This window comes from Micromonospora chalcea (assembly GCF_002926165.1).
Classification (GTDB): Bacteria; Actinomycetota; Actinomycetes; order Mycobacteriales; family Micromonosporaceae; genus Micromonospora; species Micromonospora chalcea.
The window spans coordinates 33375-51753 of record NZ_MAGP01000126.1; the positions used below are offsets into that span (position 1 = coordinate 33375).

At 74.3% G+C, this 18379-nt stretch carries 19 protein-coding genes and 2 pseudogenes; 14 read left to right on the top strand and 7 right to left on the bottom strand.

Going from position 1 to position 18379, the window contains the following annotated elements; translation table 11 throughout:
* Positions 1 to 40 precede the first annotated feature (40 nt).
* From BAW75_RS20245 to BAW75_RS20260, 4 genes are all read left to right on the top strand, one after another.
* Positions 41 to 298 (top strand): DUF397 domain-containing protein, encoded by a 258-nt coding sequence (locus BAW75_RS20245; protein WP_030502645.1) that lies wholly within the window; start codon positions 41 to 43, stop codon positions 296 to 298.
* Between the two features lie 102 nt (positions 299 to 400).
* On the top strand, positions 401 to 1288 hold the full coding sequence (locus BAW75_RS20250; protein ID WP_043324606.1) for a helix-turn-helix domain-containing protein: 888 nt from the start codon (positions 401 to 403) through the stop codon (positions 1286 to 1288).
* A 75-nt stretch (positions 1289 to 1363) separates the two neighbouring features.
* Positions 1364 to 2212: an SAM-dependent methyltransferase gene (locus BAW75_RS20255; protein ID WP_104114560.1), complete on the top strand. Its 849-nt coding sequence runs from the start codon at positions 1364 to 1366 to the stop codon at positions 2210 to 2212.
* Between the two features lie 84 nt (positions 2213 to 2296).
* Complete coding sequence (locus BAW75_RS20260; protein WP_104114552.1) at positions 2297 to 3736, top strand: serine/threonine-protein kinase; 1440 nt, start codon at positions 2297 to 2299, stop codon at positions 3734 to 3736.
* A gap of 3 nt (positions 3737 to 3739) precedes the next feature.
* On the opposite strand, the gene BAW75_RS20265 is transcribed toward BAW75_RS20260, so the two are convergent.
* The gene (locus BAW75_RS20265; RefSeq protein ID WP_104114561.1) at positions 3740 to 4432 is read right to left on the bottom strand and encodes a carbon-nitrogen hydrolase family protein; all 693 of its coding nucleotides are present in this window, start codon (positions 4430 to 4432) and stop codon (positions 3740 to 3742) included.
* Positions 4433 to 4498: 66 nt separating this feature from the next.
* On the opposite strand from BAW75_RS20265, the gene BAW75_RS20270 reads away from it, so the two are divergent.
* Positions 4499 to 5275: a DedA family protein gene (locus BAW75_RS20270; RefSeq protein WP_104114553.1), complete on the top strand. Its 777-nt coding sequence runs from the start codon at positions 4499 to 4501 to the stop codon at positions 5273 to 5275.
* Here the strand turns inward: BAW75_RS20270 and BAW75_RS20275 are convergent.
* The gene (locus BAW75_RS20275) at positions 5239 to 6636 is read right to left on the bottom strand and encodes an alpha/beta hydrolase family protein (RefSeq protein WP_104114554.1); all 1398 of its coding nucleotides are present in this window, start codon (positions 6634 to 6636) and stop codon (positions 5239 to 5241) included. The two genes, BAW75_RS20270 and BAW75_RS20275, sit on opposite strands and share 37 nt — an antisense overlap.
* A 152-nt stretch (positions 6637 to 6788) precedes the next feature.
* Entirely contained in the window at positions 6789 to 8120 is a 1332-nt protein-coding gene (gene gdhA, locus BAW75_RS20280; protein ID WP_043330196.1) for an NADP-specific glutamate dehydrogenase, read from the bottom strand.
* Positions 8121 to 8212: 92 nt separating this feature from the next.
* On the opposite strand from gdhA, the gene BAW75_RS20285 reads away from it, so the two are divergent.
* The 4 genes from BAW75_RS20285 to BAW75_RS20300 are packed head-to-tail and all read left to right on the top strand — an operon-like array spanning position 8213 to position 11121.
* Positions 8213 to 8536 carry a MazG-like family protein gene (locus BAW75_RS20285; RefSeq protein ID WP_043324595.1) on the top strand — a complete coding sequence of 108 codons (324 nt, stop codon included), beginning with the start codon at positions 8213 to 8215 and terminating at the stop codon, positions 8534 to 8536.
* Positions 8537 to 8592: 56 nt separating this feature from the next.
* Positions 8593 to 9420, top strand: a complete 828-nt coding sequence (locus tag BAW75_RS20290; protein ID WP_104114562.1) for a hypothetical protein — start codon at positions 8593 to 8595, stop codon at positions 9418 to 9420.
* Positions 9421 to 9436: 16 nt separating this feature from the next.
* Positions 9437 to 10408 (top strand): pirin family protein, encoded by a 972-nt coding sequence (locus BAW75_RS20295; RefSeq protein WP_104114555.1) that lies wholly within the window; start codon positions 9437 to 9439, stop codon positions 10406 to 10408.
* Between the two features lie 44 nt (positions 10409 to 10452).
* Positions 10453 to 11121, top strand: coding sequence for a hypothetical protein (locus BAW75_RS20300; protein WP_104114556.1), 669 nt, complete (start codon positions 10453 to 10455; stop codon positions 11119 to 11121).
* A 297-nt stretch (positions 11122 to 11418) separates the two neighbouring features.
* Here the strand turns inward: BAW75_RS20300 and BAW75_RS20305 are convergent, their stop codons facing one another.
* Positions 11419 to 11688, bottom strand: coding sequence for a DUF2795 domain-containing protein (locus BAW75_RS20305; RefSeq protein WP_030502657.1), 270 nt, complete (start codon positions 11686 to 11688; stop codon positions 11419 to 11421).
* Positions 11689 to 11854: 166 nt separating this feature from the next.
* Between BAW75_RS20305 and BAW75_RS20310 the strand changes: the two genes are divergently transcribed.
* A complete protein-coding gene (locus BAW75_RS20310) occupies positions 11855 to 12262 on the top strand; it encodes a DUF2267 domain-containing protein (RefSeq protein ID WP_030502658.1) in 408 nt (135 codons plus the stop codon).
* A gap of 10 nt (positions 12263 to 12272) precedes the next feature.
* Here BAW75_RS20310 and BAW75_RS20315 read toward each other — a convergent pair whose 3' ends face one another.
* Positions 12273 to 13451 carry a CaiB/BaiF CoA transferase family protein gene (locus BAW75_RS20315; RefSeq protein ID WP_104114557.1) on the bottom strand — a complete coding sequence of 393 codons (1179 nt, stop codon included), beginning with the start codon at positions 13449 to 13451 and terminating at the stop codon, positions 12273 to 12275.
* A gap of 243 nt (positions 13452 to 13694) precedes the next feature.
* Between BAW75_RS20315 and BAW75_RS20320 the strand changes: the two genes are divergently transcribed.
* The 4 genes and pseudogenes from BAW75_RS20320 to BAW75_RS33000 form a co-directional block, all read left to right on the top strand.
* A complete protein-coding gene (locus BAW75_RS20320) occupies positions 13695 to 14729 on the top strand; it encodes a TerC/Alx family metal homeostasis membrane protein (RefSeq protein WP_104114558.1) in 1035 nt (344 codons plus the stop codon).
* Positions 14730 to 14779: 50 nt separating this feature from the next.
* Positions 14780 to 15379, top strand: coding sequence for a sulfite oxidase-like oxidoreductase (locus BAW75_RS20325; RefSeq protein ID WP_043324587.1), 600 nt, complete (start codon positions 14780 to 14782; stop codon positions 15377 to 15379).
* A 40-nt stretch (positions 15380 to 15419) separates the two neighbouring features.
* Entirely contained in the window at positions 15420 to 16139 is a 720-nt protein-coding gene (locus BAW75_RS20330; RefSeq protein WP_176722796.1) for a ferredoxin reductase, read from the top strand.
* Positions 16140 to 16186: 47 nt separating this feature from the next.
* Positions 16187 to 16357: pseudogene (locus tag BAW75_RS33000) on the top strand (DUF6510 family protein); the annotation flags it as partial.
* On the opposite strand, the gene BAW75_RS20335 reads toward BAW75_RS33000, so the two are convergent.
* Together BAW75_RS20335 and BAW75_RS33005 are read right to left on the bottom strand one after the other, a co-directional pair.
* Positions 16283 to 18043, bottom strand: a complete 1761-nt coding sequence (locus BAW75_RS20335; protein ID WP_104114559.1) for a glycosyltransferase family 2 protein — start codon at positions 18041 to 18043, stop codon at positions 16283 to 16285. The pseudogene BAW75_RS33000 and the gene BAW75_RS20335 overlap by 75 nt on opposite strands.
* Positions 18044 to 18206: 163 nt before the next feature.
* Positions 18207 to 18379, bottom strand: a pseudogene (locus tag BAW75_RS33005) (C39 family peptidase); the annotation flags it as partial.

The following is an 18379-nucleotide window of genomic DNA, read 5'->3' on the forward strand; positions in this document are numbered from 1 at the left end:
CCTCCCCGCGGCCTCGGCTGGCTCATCCCGAAGGACGCCCATGCAACAACCGCCGAACGGTGTGCCCGTGCCCGAGCTGCCCCCGATGCGCTGGTCGAAGAGTCGTCGCAGCAACCCCAGCGGCAACTGCGTCGAGTTGGCCGAGCTGCCCGGTGGCACCGGGATCGCGGTCCGAAACTCCCGGCACCCGGAGGGCCCGGCGCTGATCTACACAGTGGACGAGATCGCCGCCTTCGTGCTCGGCGCGCGCGACGGCGACTTCGACCACCTGATCCCGCCGTCCCGCACACGGGACTGATTAACCGCTCCGGAGGAGTTCACCTCACTGTCGGTTCATGGCATGCTTACTCGTCGGCCGGGGGGCGCCCGGCCGGGGCAGTCGGGATGCGAGGGCGGTCAGGTGGCGACGGTGCCCGTCGAGGGTGGTCCGACAAGCGGGCCCACCGTGCTGCGCATGTTGCTCGGTGGGCAGCTGCGGCGACTCCGTGAGAGGGCCGGGGTCAGCCGGGAGACGGCCGGCTGGGAGATCCGCTCCTCCGAGTCGAAGATCAGCCGGATGGAGCTGGGCCGGGTCGGCTTCAAGGAGCGCGACGTGGCCGACCTGCTCACGCTCTACGGCGTGACCGACGCCGGCGAGCGCGAGTCGCTGCTCAAGCTCGCCCGGGACGCGAACAGCCCGGGCTGGTGGCACCGCTACGGTGACGTGCTCCCCGCGTGGTTCCAGGCGTACCTGGGCCTGGAGGCCGCCGCCGCGCTGATCCGCACGTACGAGGTGCAGTTCGTGCCCGGGCTGCTGCAGACCGCCGCGTACGCCCGGCAGGTGATCCTGCTCGGGCACCGCGGCGCGTCGGCGGCGGAGCTGGACCGGCGGGTGGAGCTGCGGATGCAGCGCAAGGAGCTGCTGCGCCGCAGCAACCCGCCGCAGTTGTGGGCGGTGCTCGACGAGGCGGCGCTGCGCCGCCCGATCGGCGGGGCCGCGGTGATGCGCGAGCAGCTGGACGCGCTGATCGAGGCGACCGCCGCGCCGCACGTACGGCTGCAGATCGTCCCGTTCTCCGCCGGCGGGCACGCCGCGGCCAGCGGGGCCTTCAGCATCCTGCGCTTCGGCGACGCGGACCTGCCGGACATCGTCTACATCGAGCAGCTGACCAGCGCGATCTACCTGGACAAGCGCGACGACCTCGAGTTCTACGCCGAGGCGATGGAACGGCTGTGCGTGGAGGCCGCGCCGCCGGAGCGCACCCGTGAGCTGCTGGCCCGCCTCCGCGACGAGCTGTACCCGGCCTGACCGGGCCGGCGCCGGGCAGTACCATGATCCGCACCGGAGACAGTGGACGGTGGGACCCGAGTCGTGGAGGTGGCCTTGACCAGCGACGCAGCAGGGACGGCGCCCGTTTCCGGGCCGCCCGGCGACCGGATCGACACGACAGTGGCGCACCCCGCCCGCCGGTACAACTACTGGCTCGGCGGCAAGGACAACTTCCAGGCCGACCGGGACTCCGGCGACGCGATGGCCGCCCGGTTCCCGACCATCCGGATCAGCGCGCTGGAGAACCGGCGGTTCCTGCGCCGCGCGGTGCGTCACCTGGCCGGTGAGGCGGGCATCCGGCAGTTCCTGGACATCGGCACCGGCATACCCACCGCCGACAACACCCACGAGGTGGCGCAGGCGATCGACCCGCGCGCCCGGGTGGTGTACGTCGACAACGACCCGATCGTGCTGGCCCACGCCCGCGCGTTGCTGACCAGTTCGGCCGACGGCGTCACCGCCTACCTCGACGCGGACCTGCGCGACCCGGAGCGGATCCTGGCCCACCCGGACCTGCGCCGCACGCTCGACCTGTCCCAGCCGGTGGCGTTGATGCTGCTGGCGGTGCTGCACTTCGTGCCCGACGGCGAAGACCCGTACGCGCTGGTCGACACGCTTCTCGACGCGCTGCCCGCCGGCAGTTACCTGGCCGCCTCGCACGCCACCCACGACTACCTTCCGGCGGAGGTGGCCGCCGAGGCGAAGGCGGCGGCCCGGGGCGGTGGCCCGCACGGCGTGATCAACCTGCGCAGCCGGGAGGAGGTCGTACGCTTCTTCGACGGCCTCGAACTGGTCGAGCCGGGCATCTGTTCGGTGGCCGAGTGGCGCGCCGACGGCGAGCCGGAGCCGCGGCCGTCCGTGGTCGACGTCAGCATGTACGGCGGGGTCGCCCGCAAGCCCTGACTCGGGCGGAAGAACGCCGGAACACGGACGAAACGGGGGCGCGGGTTGGTGCGGCCGGTGCCGCGCATGGCAGCCTGGTGAATTATGTCGCCGTTCACGCCCGCCCTGCGCCTGCACGACCGCTACGTCCTGCGTGAGCGCATCGGCCTCGGCGGGATGTCCGAGGTGTGGCGCGCCGACGACGAGGTGCTGCACCGGCCCGTCGCGGTCAAGGTCCTCGCCGGGCAGCTCGCCGCCGACCCGCAACTGCGCGCGGTCATCCAGCGCGAGGCCCGCGCGGCGGCGCGGCTGACCCACCCGCACGTGACCCAGGTGTACGACTACGCCGAGGCGACGCTGGACAGCGGTGTCGTGGTCCCGTACCTGGTGATGGAGCTGGTGGAGGGGCAGACGCTCGCCGACCGGCTGGCCGGCGGGCCGCTGGCCTGGCCGGACGCGGTCCGCACGGCCGGGCAGGTCGCCGGGGCGCTGGCCGCGGCGCACCGCATCGGCGTGGTGCACCGCGACATCAAACCGGCGAACGTGATGCTCACCGAGACCGGCGCGAAGGTGCTCGACTTCGGCATCGCCGCGCCCGCCGGCCCGCACCCGGTCACCGGGCAGACCGGCGTGCTGCTGATGGGCACCCCCGCCTACTTCGCCCCGGAACGCCTCGACCCGGGCCCGGCGCATCCGGCCGGTGACGTGTACGCGCTCGGCGTGCTGCTGTACCGCAGCCTCACCGGCCGGGCCCCGCTGCCGGTGCGCAGCTGGGACGACGTGCTGGAGGTGCGGCGCAACCGGCCGCCGGTGCCGCCGCCGCGGGTGCCCGGCCTGCCGCCGGAGATCGCCGACCTGGTGCTGGCCTGCCTGGACGTGGACCCGGCGCGGCGGCCGAGCGCGGCCCGGCTCGCCGAGCGGCTCGGCGCGGGCCGCCCGGTGGATCCGCCGACCGCGATCCTGCCCACCGTGGCGCCGGTGACGCATTCGCCCACCCTGGTCGAGCGGGTTCCGGCCGCCACGGCCCGCCCGGTCGCGCCGGGGCGTCCCGGCGCGCCGCCGCGTCCGGCGGTCTCCTCGAACCGGCTGTTCGGGCTGCTGGTCGCCGGCGCCGTGGTGCTGCTGCTCGCGGTGGTCGGCTCGCTGGTGTGGGGTGACGGCTCCGGCGCCCCGCCGGCCGCCGCGCCCACGACTGGCCCCACGACCGGCGCCGCCGAGCCGCCTGCGCCCGAGCCGAGCAGCGCGGCGCCGCCGTCGACGGCGGCCGAACCGGTGACGCTGCGGCAGCTCGGCGACCGGTTCGACGAGTTGCTCGACCGGGCCGAGTCGATCGGGCTGATCGAGCGCAAGGTCGCCGACGACCTGCGCAAGAAGGTCGCCGAGCTGGACCGGGGCAAGCCGAAGGACCGGGAGAAGCGGGTCGAGGACCTGCGCGAGAAGATCGACGACGCGGCCGAGGACGACAAGATCGACCCGGTCACCGCCGCCGGGCTGCGCAAGCTGCTCGACGGCTACGAGCGGCTGCGCGGCGGCGACGAGGGCTGAGTGTCACCGCAGCGTGGCGGTGACCACCTCGCCGGTGTCCGTGCAGGCCCGGGCCACCGGCTCACCCGCCGGTGACCAGATCCCCGAACCACCCGCGGCGCGCGCGTACCCGCCCCCGGTCGAGCCGGCGAAACTCGCCATGACCACCCACACGCCGTGCGCGGCGGCGACCCGGCGGGCGCGTTCGTCGGGCACCGCCGCGTCGTCGGCCGACTCCAGCACCCCGGCCAGGTAGGCGTCCGCGCCGAGCGCCACCGTCGCCGCCGCGTGCTCCGGCGTGCCGGTGTCCTTGCAGACCGCCAGGCCCAGCCGCCAGCCGTCCACATCGAGCACCGCCGGCTCCCGGCCCGGCCGCATGTGCTGCGGCTCCGCGCCACCCAGGCACATCTTCCGGTACGCCACCCGCACGCCCTCGGCGTCGATCGCGAGCACCCCGATGTGCGGTCCGGGCACCGGCGCGCCGGCCAGCGCCAGCGTCCCGGTCTCGGCGCACGCCGCGCGCAGCGGCGCGAGCCGGGGATCGTCCGGGTCCAGCGGCGCGGCGTCCAGTTCGTACCCGGTCAGTGACATCTCCGGGAAGAGCACCACGCGGGCCGCGGCGGCGCGCACGGCGTCGGCGTGCCGTGCCGCGTTGCCCGCGACGTCGCCGGAGCGGGTGAGCGGCTGGGCGACGGCGATCCGCAACGGCGTACGCATGGCGTACACGATAATGGTTTCCATGACGCGTGGTCGTCCGCAGCTTCGCCCCGTAACGTTGGTCGGATGATCGGAAACGCACAGCTGCTCGCCGGCCCCCGGGTGAGCGCCGCGCGGGCGGCAGAGCCGTCCGGTGACGGAGTGACCGGCTGGGTCACCGGCCTGATGGAACGGCTCGGCGGTCCCGGCGCCGGCCTCGCGGTGGCGCTGGAGAACCTGTTCCCGCCCATCCCCAGCGAGGTGATCCTGCCGCTGGCCGGCTTCACCGCGAGCCAGGGCAAGATGAGCCTGGTCGGTGCGATCGTCTGGACCACGATCGGGTCGATCGTGGGCGCGCTGGCGCTCTACTACATCGGCGCGGCCCTCGGGCGGGACCGGATGCGCGCCCTGGCCGAGCGGCTGCCGCTGATCAAGCTGGAGGACGTGGACCGCACCGAGGCGTGGTTCCTGCGCCACGGCGTCAAGGCGGTGTTCTTCGGCCGGATGATTCCGATCTTCCGCAGTCTCATCTCCATTCCGGCCGGGGTGGAACGCATGCCGGTGCCGGTGTTCCTGCTCTACACCGCGCTGGGCAGCCTGATCTGGAACACCACGTTCGTGCTCGCCGGGTACTTCCTCGGCGAGCAGTGGCACGTGGTCGAGGCGTACGCGGGCACGTTCCAGAAGATCGTGATCGTGGCCGTGATCGCCGGGTTCTGCTGGTTCGTGGTCAGCCGGGTCCGCCGCTCGCGCCGGAGCGCCCTCGCGGCGGAGGCGGCGCCGACGCCGGAATCGGCGCCGCCGGAGTCGGCCCGGCAGGGCACCGTCTACCGCGGCGGCTGGTACGGCCGCGAGGAGGACTGAGCCGGGCAGGGCGGATAGAGCGGGCGGGTGCCGGCCCCGGCGGCCCGGGCGGCCTGGTCGCTGAACCGGCAGCCGAAGTCCGGCGCCGCCACCGCGCGCCGGTCGGTGACCGCGTCGCCGGCCGGGCGCTTGCCGGTGCGGACCCAGCGGGTCAGGTCGTCCCAGGCGGCGCCGGCCTCGGCCGGGCTGAACTCGCAGTGCTGCGCGGTACGCACGGCCCGCTGCACCAGCAGCCGGGACCGGCCGTGCCGGGCCACCTCCCGGGCGTACGCCTGCTCCATGCCGAACGGCACGAACAGGTCACCGAGGCCGTGCAGGCTCAGCACCGGCGCGGTGGGCCGCCCGGCGATCCGGGGCACCTCGGTCAGACTCGGCGAGAGCCGCTGGCGCAGGTTCTCCGGCGCGACCCGCTGCACCGTCGCGTCGAGGTTGACCGGCTGGTTCGGCGCGTACCTGGTGAACAGGTTCGTGGCGAGCTGACCGGGCCGCCGGGCGGGGGAGCCGTCCGCCTCGCTGACCGCGATGCCGAACAGGAAGTCCTTCCAGACCGCGAACGCGGCGTCGGCGCCCGGCCGCGGCCCGCCGGAGCGCTCCACGGTGACCGCGCGCAGCTGCTTGCCCAGGTCGTTGGTGGTGTCCGGGCCGCCCGGGGCCAGCCCGGCCAGGCCGAGCGTGACCTGGATCCGGGGCACCGCCGAGGTCAGATAGTCGGGCGGCGTCGGGTACGCGCGCACCCCCGCGAGGGCCTGCGCGACCAGGTTGTAGTCCAGGAAGAAGTCGAACAGCTCCTGGTCGCCGAGCACCCCGCACATCGGCAGCGCCCCGGCGTAGAAGCCCGGGTACTGTTCCAGCGAACGGCCGATGACGTGACCGCCCATCGACACCCCGGCGATCAGCACCCGGTGCGGGCGCCGGACGGTACGGCTGAACAGGTCGGCCAGGGCGCGGGTGCTGCGCACGCCGGAGCGCACGTCGTAGCCGTTGCGGTCGTACGACGACGACGCCCACGCGTACCCCTGGGTCACCAGGCGCTGCCGCAGGTCGAAGCCGGGCGGCTCCGGCGACAGCTCGGTGCCCTGGCCGCGGTAGCCGTGCGCCCACATCACGAGCTCGCCGTTCCAGCGCCTGGGGATCTCGATGACGTACCCGGCGTTGGCGTGCACGCCCTGCCGCACGGTGGTGGCGGCGCCGCCGACGACAAGTGGCGGCAGCGGCGGGTTGACGATGGTGTAGCCGGGCAGCGGGCCGCTGCCGTCGTCGCGGCCGGTGGCGGCGGCGGGGGCCTCGCCGGTGAGGCCGAGCGTCAACGTGAGGGCCACGCCGACGGCGAGCAGCCGGCGGCGCACGGGTGAGGGCTGCATCGCTGCTCCCCGGGGGGACGGTGCCACCCCGGGACGGGGGTGACGACGCGGGACGGATGCCTACCGGCCGGTAGCGCCCTGAACCTAGGCCGGGCGTCGAGAGCTGTCAATCACTGACCGACCGCTCGGTCAGCGCCCGTCCCGCGTGCCGCTCACACCACGCCGTGCGCCAGCATCGCCTCGGCCACCCGCCGGAACCCCTGGATGTTCGCCCCGGCCACGTAGTCGCCCGGCAGGCCGAACTCCTCGGCGGTCGCCCAGCACCTGTCGTGCACGTCCCGCATGATCTCGCGTAGCCGCTGCTCCGACTCGCCGAACGTCCACGTGTCGCGGCTGGCGTTCTGCTGCATCTCCAGCCCGCTGACCGCCACGCCGCCGGCGTTGGCCGCCTTGCCCGGCGCGAACCGCACCCCGGCCCGGCCGAGGATCCGCACCGCCTCCGGCGTGGTGGGCATGTTCGCCCCCTCCACCACGGCGACGCAGCCGCCGGCGACCAGCGCGGCGGCCTCCGCGCCGCCGATCTCGTTCTGCGTGGCGCAGGGCAGCGCCAGGTCGCAGGGCACCTCCCAGACGTTGCGGTCCGGGACCGCAGCCGCGTTGCGCGCGTGCTCGGCGTACTCGGCCAGCCGTCCCCGGCGCTGCTCCTTCAGCTCCCGCAGCAACGCCAGGTCGATGCCCTTCTCGTCGACCACGTAGCCGCCGGAGTCGGAGCACGCCACCACCGTGCCGCCGAGCTGGTGCACCTTCTCGATCGCGTAGATGGCCACGTTGCCGGAGCCGGACACCACCACCCGCTTGCCCTCCAGGCTGTCCCCGGCCTGGCGGAGCATCTCGTCGGCGAAGAACACCGCGCCGTACCCGGTCGCCTCCCGGCGCACCTGCGCGCCCCCGTACGCCAGGCCCTTGCCGGTGAGCACGCCCGCGTCGTACCGGTTGGTGATCCGCTTGTACTGCCCGAACAGGTAGCCGATCTCCCGGCCGCCCACCCCGATGTCCCCGGCCGGCACGTCGGTCTGCGGGCCGATGTGCCGGTACAGCTCGGTCATGAAGCTCTGGCAGAACCGCATCACCTCGCGGTCGGAGCGACCCTTCGGGTCGAAGTCCGCGCCGCCCTTGCCGCCGCCGATCGCCAGGCCGGTCAGCGCGTTCTTGAAGATCTGCTCGAAGCCGAGGAACTTCACGATGCCCAGGTAGACCGACGGGTGGAAGCGCAGCCCGCCCTTGAACGGGCCGAGCGCGCTGTTGAACTCCACCCGGAAGCCGCGGTTCACCCGTACCCGGCCCTGGTCGTCCTCCCACGGCACCCGGAAGATGACCTGCCGCTCGGGCTCGCAGATCCGCTCGACCACCTCGGCGTACTCGGGATGCCGGGCCAGGGCCGGACCGATGCTCTCCAGTACCTCGCGGACCGCCTGGTGGAACTCGGGCTCTCCCGGGTTCCGGGCGACCACGCCGGCGAACACCGACTCGACGGTCTCCGGCATCACGGGCACCTCCTCTCGCCTGGGCCGCAGACCTGCTGGCCTGCGTCGCCCCAGGATACGAACGGTCTGCGCGATCAGGTTCACTGGTCGCCGTGGACGCCACCATCTGGACAACGGCGCGGGACGCGCGCGCCTGGCTGGACGCCGCGAACGGCCGCGGCGACACCGAGCTGACCTGTCGCATCCTCAAGATCGGCGAGGAGGCCGGCGAGGTCGCCGCCGCCTGGATCGGGATGCTCGGGCAGAACCCGCGCAAGGGGGTGACGCACACCCGCGAGGAGGTCGCCGCCGAACTCGCCGACGTGGCGTTCACCGCGCTCGTCGCCATCGAGAGCCTCGGCCTGGACGCCCACGCCGTGCTGACCACGTGCGCCGACAAGGTGCGCTCCCGTACCGCTGCCACGGAAAAGGAGTGAACCGACCGGGAAACGGACACGTATGACCCGTTGGGGACCGGCGAGAGGGGATGACCATGACCACATCCGAGGATGAGCCCGGCCTGACCCGACCCCGCTGGTCCGGCGCGGCCCGCCTGCTGGCCGCCGCCGCCGCGCTGGTGGTCGTGCTCGGCGGGGTGGCCGTGGCGGTGACGCTGTCCAACCCGGGCCGCCTCGGCGTGGTCTTCTCCGGCGGCGCGCCGCCGTCGCCCGCCACCGGCGCCGGAGGTGTCGGCGCGGCCGAGGCCGCCGGAGCGCAGACGCTCGCCGAGCCCCGGGGCGGCCGGCAGCGCGCCGAGTTCGAGCTGGCCGACGGTCTGACCAGGTTCACCCTGCGGGCCGCCGACCTCGGCGACGACCTCTACCGCATCGACGTGCCGGAGGACGGCGGCGTCACGCCGCGCCCGCAGATGGTCGGCGACCGGGTCCGCCTGCGGGTCGAGGAGAACGGCCGTCGCGGTCCGGCCGCCGTGGACGTCGTGCTCAACTCCCGGGTCACCTGGCGGCTACGGCTCGTCGGCGGCGTCAGCGAGCAGCGGCTCGACCTGGGCGACGCCCGGCTCGACGGCGCCGACCTGGTCGGCGGCGCGTCGCGGACCCGGCTGCTGCTGCCCCGGCTGAACGGGTCGCTCACCGTCCGGATGACCGGCGGGGTCAGCGAGCTGACCGTCACCGTGCCCGGCGGGCCGCCGGTGCGGGTGCGCGTCGCCGCCGGGGCCGGCTCGCTGACCGTCTACGACGAGCGGCACGGCGGGATCGCCGCCGGTGACCTGGTCAGCTCACCGGGCTGGGACCGGGCGGCCGAACGGCTCTACCTCGATCTGGCGGCGGGCGCGAACGCGGTGAGCGTCACGGCGGACTGAGCGTACAGTCGGGGCGGTGGACCGCACCGAATCCCTGCCCGCGCAGACGCTCCCGCCCGGCGTCGGCCCGACCGACCCGGGCAGCGTGCTGCTGCCCGGGCACGACGTCCCCCTCGGCCGCTACACCACGGTGCGCCGGCTGCTGCCCCAGCGGCAGCGCCGGATGGTCGGCGCGTGGTGCTTCGTCGACCACTTCGGGCCCGACGACGTCGCCGACCGGCCTGGCATGGAGGTGCCGCCGCACCCGCACACCGGCCTGCAGACCGTCACCTGGCTGCTCGACGGGGAGATCCTGCACCGCGACAGCCTCGGCAACGTCCAGCCCATCCGCCCCGGCCAGCTCAACGTGATGACCTCCGGGCGCGGCATCGCCCACTCCGAGCGCTCCCCGCTGGTGCACCCGCCGCTCATGCACGGCGTACAACTCTGGGTGGCGCTGCCCGACCCGGCGCGCGCCGGCGACCCGGACTTCGCCCACCACGCCGACCTGCCCCGCCTGCGCGACGGCGACCTGGACGTCACGGTGCTCGTCGGTGAGTTCGGCGGGCAACGCTCGCCCGCCGTCGTGCACACCCCGCTCGTCGGCGCGCAGCTCGAGGCCCGCGGCGCGGCGCCGGCCACGCTGCCGCTGCGCCCCGACTTCGAGTACGCGCTGCTGGCCATGTCCGGCGCCGCCGACTGCGACGGCGTGGCGCTGGCCCCCGGCGCGCTGCTGTACCTGGGCCTCGGGCGAAGCGCGCTGACCCTGAGCGCCGAACCGGGCACCCGGCTGCTGCTGCTCGGCGGCACCCCGTTCGACGAGCCGCTGGTGATGTGGTGGAACTTCGTCGGCCGTTCACACGAGGAGGTGGTGGCCGCCCGCGAGGACTGGATGGCCGGCCGCCGCTTCGGCGTCGTCGCCGACGACGCGGCGCCGCCGCTGCCCGCGCCCGCGCTGCCCACCACCCGGCTCAAGGCCCGCGACCGCAGCGGCGGCGTGTCCCGCTGACCGTCGTACCCGAATGCCGGGCCGTCGCCTGGGTAGTCGGCGGCATGCCGACACACACCGCCACGCGCAGCGTCGAGGAGAAGAAGCGGCTGGCCCGCCGGCTCGCCGGGGACGGCCGCGGCTTCGCCGAGTGCTTCGGGTTCCGGGTGACGAACAACCCGGCCCAGCTGTTCCAGGTCCTCTACCTGTCCGTCCTGCTGGCCCGCCGGGGCGACTTCCACCGCGCGGTCGACGCGGCCACGGCGCTGCGGGACGCCGGCTGGGACACGGCGGCGCGGATGGCCCGCTCGCGCCACGAGGACCGGGTACGCGTGCTGCGCGCCGCCGGGCTGCGCGGCGACCTGGCCGGGCTCGCCGACACGCTCGGCGACCTGGCCCGCACGGTCGTCGACACGTACCGGGGCGACCTGCGCCGGCTGCGCACCGCGGCGCGTCAGGACCCGGCGGGGGAGCGGCGGCTGCTGACCGCACTGCCCGGAGTGGACGACGAGGTGTGCGACCTGTTCCTGCGTGAGGCGCAGGCGTTGTGGCGCGAGGCGGCGCCGGTGGCCGACCGTCGAGCGCTCGCGGCGGCCCGCCGGCTCGGCCTGGGCCGTACCGCCGGTGACCTCGCCGGGCTGGCCGGCAGTGGTGAGTCGGAACGACTGTCGTGGCTGGTCGGAGCGCTGGCGCGAGTGGAGCTGGAACGCCGGTACGCCGAGGTGACCGCCTGAGCGCGTACGTGCGCCCGGACACAGTTCCGCGATTCTCACCCGTTCGGCTGATGTTGCGTCGTATGATGATCGTGGCAGCGATGCCCGCCCGGTTCGGGCGAACATCTCACCGCCTCGCGGTCGCGACCCGGTTCGGGCGTGAACCGCGGGGGACAGGTGCTGCGTGGCGCCCCAGGTCGCGGTTCGTGACCCGGGGCGCTCGCCTGTCCGGGCTGCGCGACCGGCCACAGAGGAGCCCAGCTTTTCCGCACGCGCAGAGGCCGGCGGCCGTGTCGCCCGCCGGCTCTCCCGCCGTGCTCAGATGCCGCGCAGGTGCTGCGACACGCGCGGGTGGTTGTCCCGGGCCTGCGCCGCGCGCTGCGAGCGGCTCACCTCCGGGGCCGCGTCGATGCCGGCCGAGCGGGCCACCTCGGTGCCGTTGGCGTAGTCCACCGGGGGCAGCGCGCGCAACGCCCGCAACACGTCCGGCGGCGCGCCCTCCCGCTCCGCCTCGCGGATGACGTCGTCCTTCCCGGCCGGGTAGTCCAGCGCGGACAGGTACTCCAGGACATCCGAGTAACTCGCCATCAGTCGGGCTCCTCGCGGCAGTAGTTGGGGTCACGACCGGGCGGCGGTTACCCGCCGCGCCGCCGCTCACGCCCGCCGCCACCGGAAAACCTGCCGCCCCGTCGCAACCGTTTCCGCCGCGCCGGGGCGGGTAGCCGCGCTGGGCGCACCGAAGGGGGTACCACCGATGCACTACCTGACGTTCGTGGGCCGGGTCGCCCGGCTCACCGGCACCAGCGAGGACCGCGCCGCCACGCTCACCGCGGCCACCCTGGAGACGTTCGCGCAGCGGCTGACCGGTGGCGAGGTGCTGGACCTGGCCGCGCAACTGCCGAAGCCGCTGCAGGGGCTGCTCAGCCCGTACCCGCGGGACGAGGCGGCCGAGCGGTTCGGCGCGGCGGAGTTCGTGGCCCGGGTCGCCCGCCGGGCGGACTGCGACGAGAACACCGCCCGCGACGCCGTACGCGCGGTGTTCACCACGCTGCGCGAGGCGATCGGCGGCGGCGAGTTCCAGGACGTCGTGGTCCAGTTCCCGCGCGACTACCGCGACATGGTGGAACCGGCGCTCGCCCCGGCCGCCGCGCGCCGACGCTGACCGCCCACGATCAGGCGATCACACCGGCCGCCCGCAGCGCGGCGATCCGGGCGGCGTCCACCCCCGCCTCGGCGAGGACCTCGTCGGTGTGCTCGCCCGGCCCCGGCGGCGGGCGCCGCACACTTGTCGGGGTGGCCGAGAAACGCGGCGCGGGCGCGGGCTGGGTGACCCCGTCCGGCGCGACGAAGGTGTCCCGGGCGCGCAGGTGCGGGTGCTCGGGCGCCTCGGCCCAGTCGAGCACCGGCGCCACGCAGGCGTCAGTGCCGGCCAGCAGCTGCGTCCACTCGTCCCGGGTGCGGGTGCGGAACAGCCGCGCCCAGGCGGCCCGCAACGCCGGCCAGTTCGCCGGGTCGTCCCGGTCCAGCGCGTCGCCGCTGTCCGGGGCGTCGTCGCCGTCCAACGGGAAACCGGTGAGCCGGACCAGTTCGGCGTAGAACTGCGGCTCCAGCGCGCCGACCGCCACGTACCGCCCGTCGGCGCACTCGTACGTGTCGTAGAAGGGCGCGCCGCCGTCGAGCAGGTTCACGCCGCGCGGGTCCTGCCACAGCCCGATGCCGCGCAGCGCGTGGATCTGGGTGGCCAGCACCGAGACGCCGTCCACGATGGCGGCGTCGACCACCTGGCCGGGCGCGCCGCCGCGTACCGCGTACAGCGCCGCGACCACGCCCAGGGCCAGCATCATGCCCCCGCCACCGAAGTCGCCGAGCAGGTTCATCGGCGGCACCGGACGCTCACCGGCCCGGCCCACCCCGTGCAGCGCCCCGGTCAGCGCCAGATAGTCGATGTCGTGTCCGGCGCTGTGCGCGAGCGGGCCGTCCTGCCCCCAGCCGGTCATCCGCCCGTACACCAGGCGCGGGTTGGCGGTGAGGCAGTCGTCCGGGCCGAGGCAGAGCCGCTCGGTCACCCCGGGCCGGAAGCCCTCCACCAGCGCGTCGGCCCGGGCGGCGAGCGCCAGCACCAGGTCACGGCCCGCGGGCTGCTTCAGGTCCACCGCGATCGAGCGGCGGTTGCGGTTCAGCAGGTCGCCCGGGAACGCGCCGAACCCGCCGCCGCCGGGCCGGTCGATGCGCACCACGTCGGCGCCGAGGTCGGCCAGCATCATCGCCGCGAACGGCCCGGGGCCGATCCCGGCCAGCTCGATCACCCGTACGCCGGTCAGCGGTCCCTGGACTGTCACCTGCGTCACCATAGGGGCCGCGGTGACCAGGCGCCATGCCCTGAACCGCCGCCCAGTCTGTTGACCAGGGCAAGCATCCGTGTCCCGACTTGGCGTCCGGTCCGGCGGTGACCTAGCCTTGTCCAGGCGAGGGGAGTACTTCCCAAAAATCATTCCGGTCAGTACGGCAAGCCGCCGAGGCGAGCCCCGGGTGGTTGCCCACGGAAACGTGGGTGAAGGAGACCTCGAACATGACACGGTGTTCGAGGAGGTTCCATGCCCGAATTGTCCCCGCTGGCTGCGGCCGAACTGTCGTCGGTCGGCACGCCCACGCTGTGGGCGGTGACGATCGTCGGCGTGCTCGTCCTGCTGGTGCTCGACTTCCTGGTCACCCGCAAGCCGCACGAGGTCTCCATCCGTGAGGCCCTGGGCTGGTCGGCCTTCTACATCGCGCTGCCGTTGGCGTTCGGCGCCTGGATCTGGTCCCGCTGGGGCAGCCAGCAGGGCATCGAGTACCTCACCGGCTACCTGGTCGAGAAGTCGCTGTCGGTCGACAACCTGTTCGTCTTCATGCTGCTGCTCGCCGCGTTCGCGGTGCCCTCCGTGCTGGCCCAGCGGGTGCTGCTCTACGGCATCGCGGGCGCCCTGGTGCTGCGCGGTGTGTTCATCGCGCTCGGCGCCGCCGCGCTCAAGACGCTCGACTTCGCCTTCCTGCTCTTCGCGCTCATCCTCGTCGCCACCGCGGTGAAGCTGCTGCGCGACGCCCTCAACGGGCACGAGCAGGAGGTCGACATCAACAAGATGCGGTCGGTGCGGCTGCTGCGCAAGGTCATGCCGGTGGTCGACGAATACCACGGCACCCGGATGACCATCCGGCAGAACGGCCGCCGGGCGCTCACCCCGTTCGCGCTCGTCGTGGTCGCGGTGCTGGCCACCGACATCGTGTTCGCCGTCGACTCGGTGCCCGCCGTCTACGGCATCACCGAGGACCCGTACCTGGTCTTCGCCACCAACGCCTTCGCGCTGCTGGGCCTGCGGGCGCTCTACTTCGTGCTGCACGCCGCGCTGAGCCGGCTCGTGCACCTCAGCTACGGCCTGGCCGTCATCCTGGCGTTCATCGGCCTCAAGCTGGGCCTGCACTGGGCGCACGGCATCTGGGAGGGCGTGCCGGAGATTCCGACGCTGGCCTCGCTCGGCGTGATCATCGGCGTCCTGGTGATCGTCACCATCACCAGCCTCCGGGCCACCCGCAACAGCGGCGACGGCCAGCGCACCGTCGTGCACGAGGTGCAGGGCGGAGGCGGCGCCTGACTCGGTGGGAACCGCTGCCCCGGCACGGCCGGCGGTGGTACGACTGACGGGTGGGAATCGTCTCGCCGGGCTTCCAGGGCCGGCCCCGTTCGTCCGCGACCGACCTGCCGCCGGGGCAGTACCTCACCGAGGACTTTCCGGTGCTCTCCGCCGGCCCGACGCCGCGGGTGCCGCTCGACACCTGGGAGTTCGTGCTGACCAGCGAGACCGGCGCGGAGTACCGCTGGTCCTGGGACGAGATGATGGGCCTGCCGCAGGACACGCCGACGGTGGACCTGCACTGCGTCACCCGCTGGTCCAAGCTCGGCACCACCTGGCAGGGCGTCTCCCTGGACACGCTGCTCGACGGCGTCGACACCACCGCCCGGTACGCGCTGGCGCACTCCTACGGCGGCTACACCACCAACCTGCCGCTTGACGACCTGCGCGGCGGGCGGGCCTGGGTGGTGCACACGTACGACGGAGGGCCGCTGCCGGCCGAACACGGCGGCCCGGCGCGGCTGCTCGTGCCGCACCTGTACCTGTGGAAGTCGGCGAAGTGGGTGCACGGCATCCGGCTGCTCGTCGACGACCGGCCCGGCTTCTGGGAGACCGCCGGCTACCACGACTACGGCGACCCGTGGCGCGAGCAGCGCTACCAGGGCGACTGAGGTGACGGCCCAGGCACAGGGCCGCCGCGTCGCGCCGCTGATGTGGCGGGTGGCCCGGCTGGTCGAGCGGCGGATCGAGACGCCCACCGCGCAGACGCTGGTGCTGGACGTGCCCGGCTGGCCCGGCCACCTGCCCGGGCAGCACGTCGACCTGCGCCTGACCGCCGAGGACGGCTACCAGGCCGCCCGGTCGTACTCGCTGGCCGGCCCGGCCGACGGTGAGCGGATCGAGGTGACGGTGCAGCGGGTGCCCGACGGCGAGGTGTCGCCGTACCTGACCGACACCTACGCCGAGGGCGACCCGATCGAGGTGCGCGGGCCGGTCGGCGGCTGGTTCGTCTGGCGTACCGACGAGACCGCGCCGGTGCTGCTGGTGGGCGGCGGATCCGGAGTGGTGCCGCTGATGGCGATGATCCGCGCGCGCCGGGCCGCCGGCAGCCGCACCCCGTTCCGGCTCGTCTACTCGGTGCGCACCCCGGACGACGTGATCTACGCCGACGAGCTGCGCCGCCGCGCCCGCGACGACCAGGGCCTGGACGTCGCGTACGTCTACACCCGCGCGGCGCCCGACGGCTGGCGCGGCGAGCCGCACCGGATCGGCCTCGCCGACGTGAACAGCCACGGCTGGCCGCCGGACCTGGAGCCGCTCTGCTACGTCTGCGGCCCCACCGGATTCGTGGAGACAGTGGCCGACCTGCTGGTGGGGCTGGGCCACCCGACCCGGCGCGTGCGGACCGAACGGTTCGGCCCGACCGGCTGACGACCCGAGGAGAGCGGATGACCGACCTGTCCTACCTGGATGGCAACATGCTCGACGGGCCGTTGCGCGAGGTGTTCGCCGTCGACCTGAGCGCCACCACCGGGCGCTGCGACACCTGCGGGATGACCGGCCCGATGGCCGGGCTACACGTCTACTCGCACGCCCCGGGCCTGGTCGGGCGATGTCCCGCCTGTTCCGGAGTGATGGTGCGCCTGGTCCGCGCGCCGCAGCGGGCCTGGCTGGACCTGCGCGGCACCACGTACCTCCAGGTGCCCATGCCGGCCGAGCCGGCCTTCCGCGCCGCGCCCTGACGTCTGCGCGGGGCCGTGCCCCGCTGTCTGCGCCGCGGCTGGACCGCGCCGGCCGCGCCGGCGCAGCCGCCCGACGAGCTGCCCGACGGTCACCGGCACCACGGACAGGACGAGCTGACCGTTGCGCCCGTCGACGGTGGCCGCGACCGCGTACAGCCGGGCGCCGTGCCGCAGCAGGCGGGGCCGCCCGGCGGCGAGCCGGGGCGCGCGCACCGCGGCCCCGCCGCGCCCGTGGCCGCCGTCCACCTCGGCGCGTACCGGATGCCGCCGGCCGCCCGCGCGGCTCGCGGCCAGGAGCCGGTCGAGGGGGAACTCCGTGCGGACCGTGCGGCCGGTCGGGTCGCCGGCGTCGACCCGGGTGGCGCCCACGACCGCACCGGCCAGCAGCCGCACCGGTCCCGCCTGCGCGGCGAACCGGGGGTACGGGCTGCGCGCGGTCACCGTGAGCGTGTCCCCGTCGGCCCAGCTCACGTCGACGGCGTCCAGCCGCGCCAGCCAGCCGGCGCGTACGTCGGTGACGTCCGTCCAGCCGGCCGGGGCGCCCGGATAGCCCGCGTGCCACCGGTCCCCGGCGAACACCGTCGCCGGCACCCCCCGGCCGGTGTCCTGCTCGATGACCGCCAGCAGCTCGTCGACCCCGCCCGCGGTCACCGCGCCCAGCCGCAGCCGGGCCTCGATGCCGAGCCGGTCCCGCAGGCCGTCAGTCACGTGCCGCCGCACCAGCCGGGCGACGCTGCTGTGCACCAGTTCCTGCGTGGCCCGGTCCAGGTGCCGGAAGTCGTCGCCGACCAGGTTCGCCAGCTCCAGCCCGACGTGGCGGCACAGCACCGCGTCCCGGCGCGGTCCCGCGGGGATCAGGCCGGCGACGAACGCGAACAGCCGCTCCACGCTGACCAGGCGCTGCTCGACCCGGCTGTGGTAGGTGATGTTGCGGGCGTCCAGGCGGCGCACCGCGTGGTAGTAGTCGTAGTCGCCCAGCACCGAGATCCGCCGGGCGTGGTAGCAGGCGGCCAGCGTGAACGGCTGGTCGCTGAGGACCGGCATGTCCTCCGGGAAGCGCAGCCCCAGCCGGTCGACCAGTTCGCGCCGGAACAGCTTCGTGTTCGCCAGCGACCAGGGCAGCGCCGAGTCGAACAGGCTCACGTCGACCACGTTGCCGTCGGCGAACACGTCGGAGAAGACGTGCCGGCCGTTGACGCCCACCACCCTGCCGAGCACCACGTCCGAGCCGTACCGGTCGGCGGCGGCGACCAGGCGTTCGAGGGCCTCCGGGCCGAGCCGGTCGTCGGAACCGAGGAAGAACACGTACCGGCCGGTGGCCAGGTCCAGTCCCCGGTTGCACGGCGCGGCCGGGCCACCGGAGTTGGGCTGGTGCGCCACCCGTACGGTGCCCGGGTACCGCGCGGCGTACCGGTCCAGCAGGCGGCCGCTGCCGTCGGTGGACCCGTCGTCCACCGCCACGATCTCCATCCGGTCCGGCCCGATCGTCTGCCGCAGCAGCGAGTCGAGGCACTGCCGCAGGTAGCGCAGCGTGTTGTAGACCGGTACGACGACACTCACGTCGGGGCGGTTCGTCGCCTCCTCGGCTGTCACTGCTGCTCCTTCACGGTCGCCCGGACGGTCCGGCGCGACCCAGCGTGGTGGAGCGAGCCGTCCGGGTGACGACGCCGGCGTGACGACGAGGTGACCGGACGGCAGCCGTTGGATACGCCGAAGGGCCCGACCCCGTGGTGGGGGTCGGGCCCTTCGTCATCGGTCAGGAGCTGTAGCCGCGGCTGGCGATCCAGCGGGCGAGCTCGTCCACGTCCATCCGGTAGGAGGCCTGGTTCGGGTTCGCCGAGTCGGCGATCGTCACGACCTTCCCGCCGTCGCGGTAGCCCACCACGCTGATGTAGTGGCCACCCTCGAAGGAGTGGGCGTTGCCGTCGG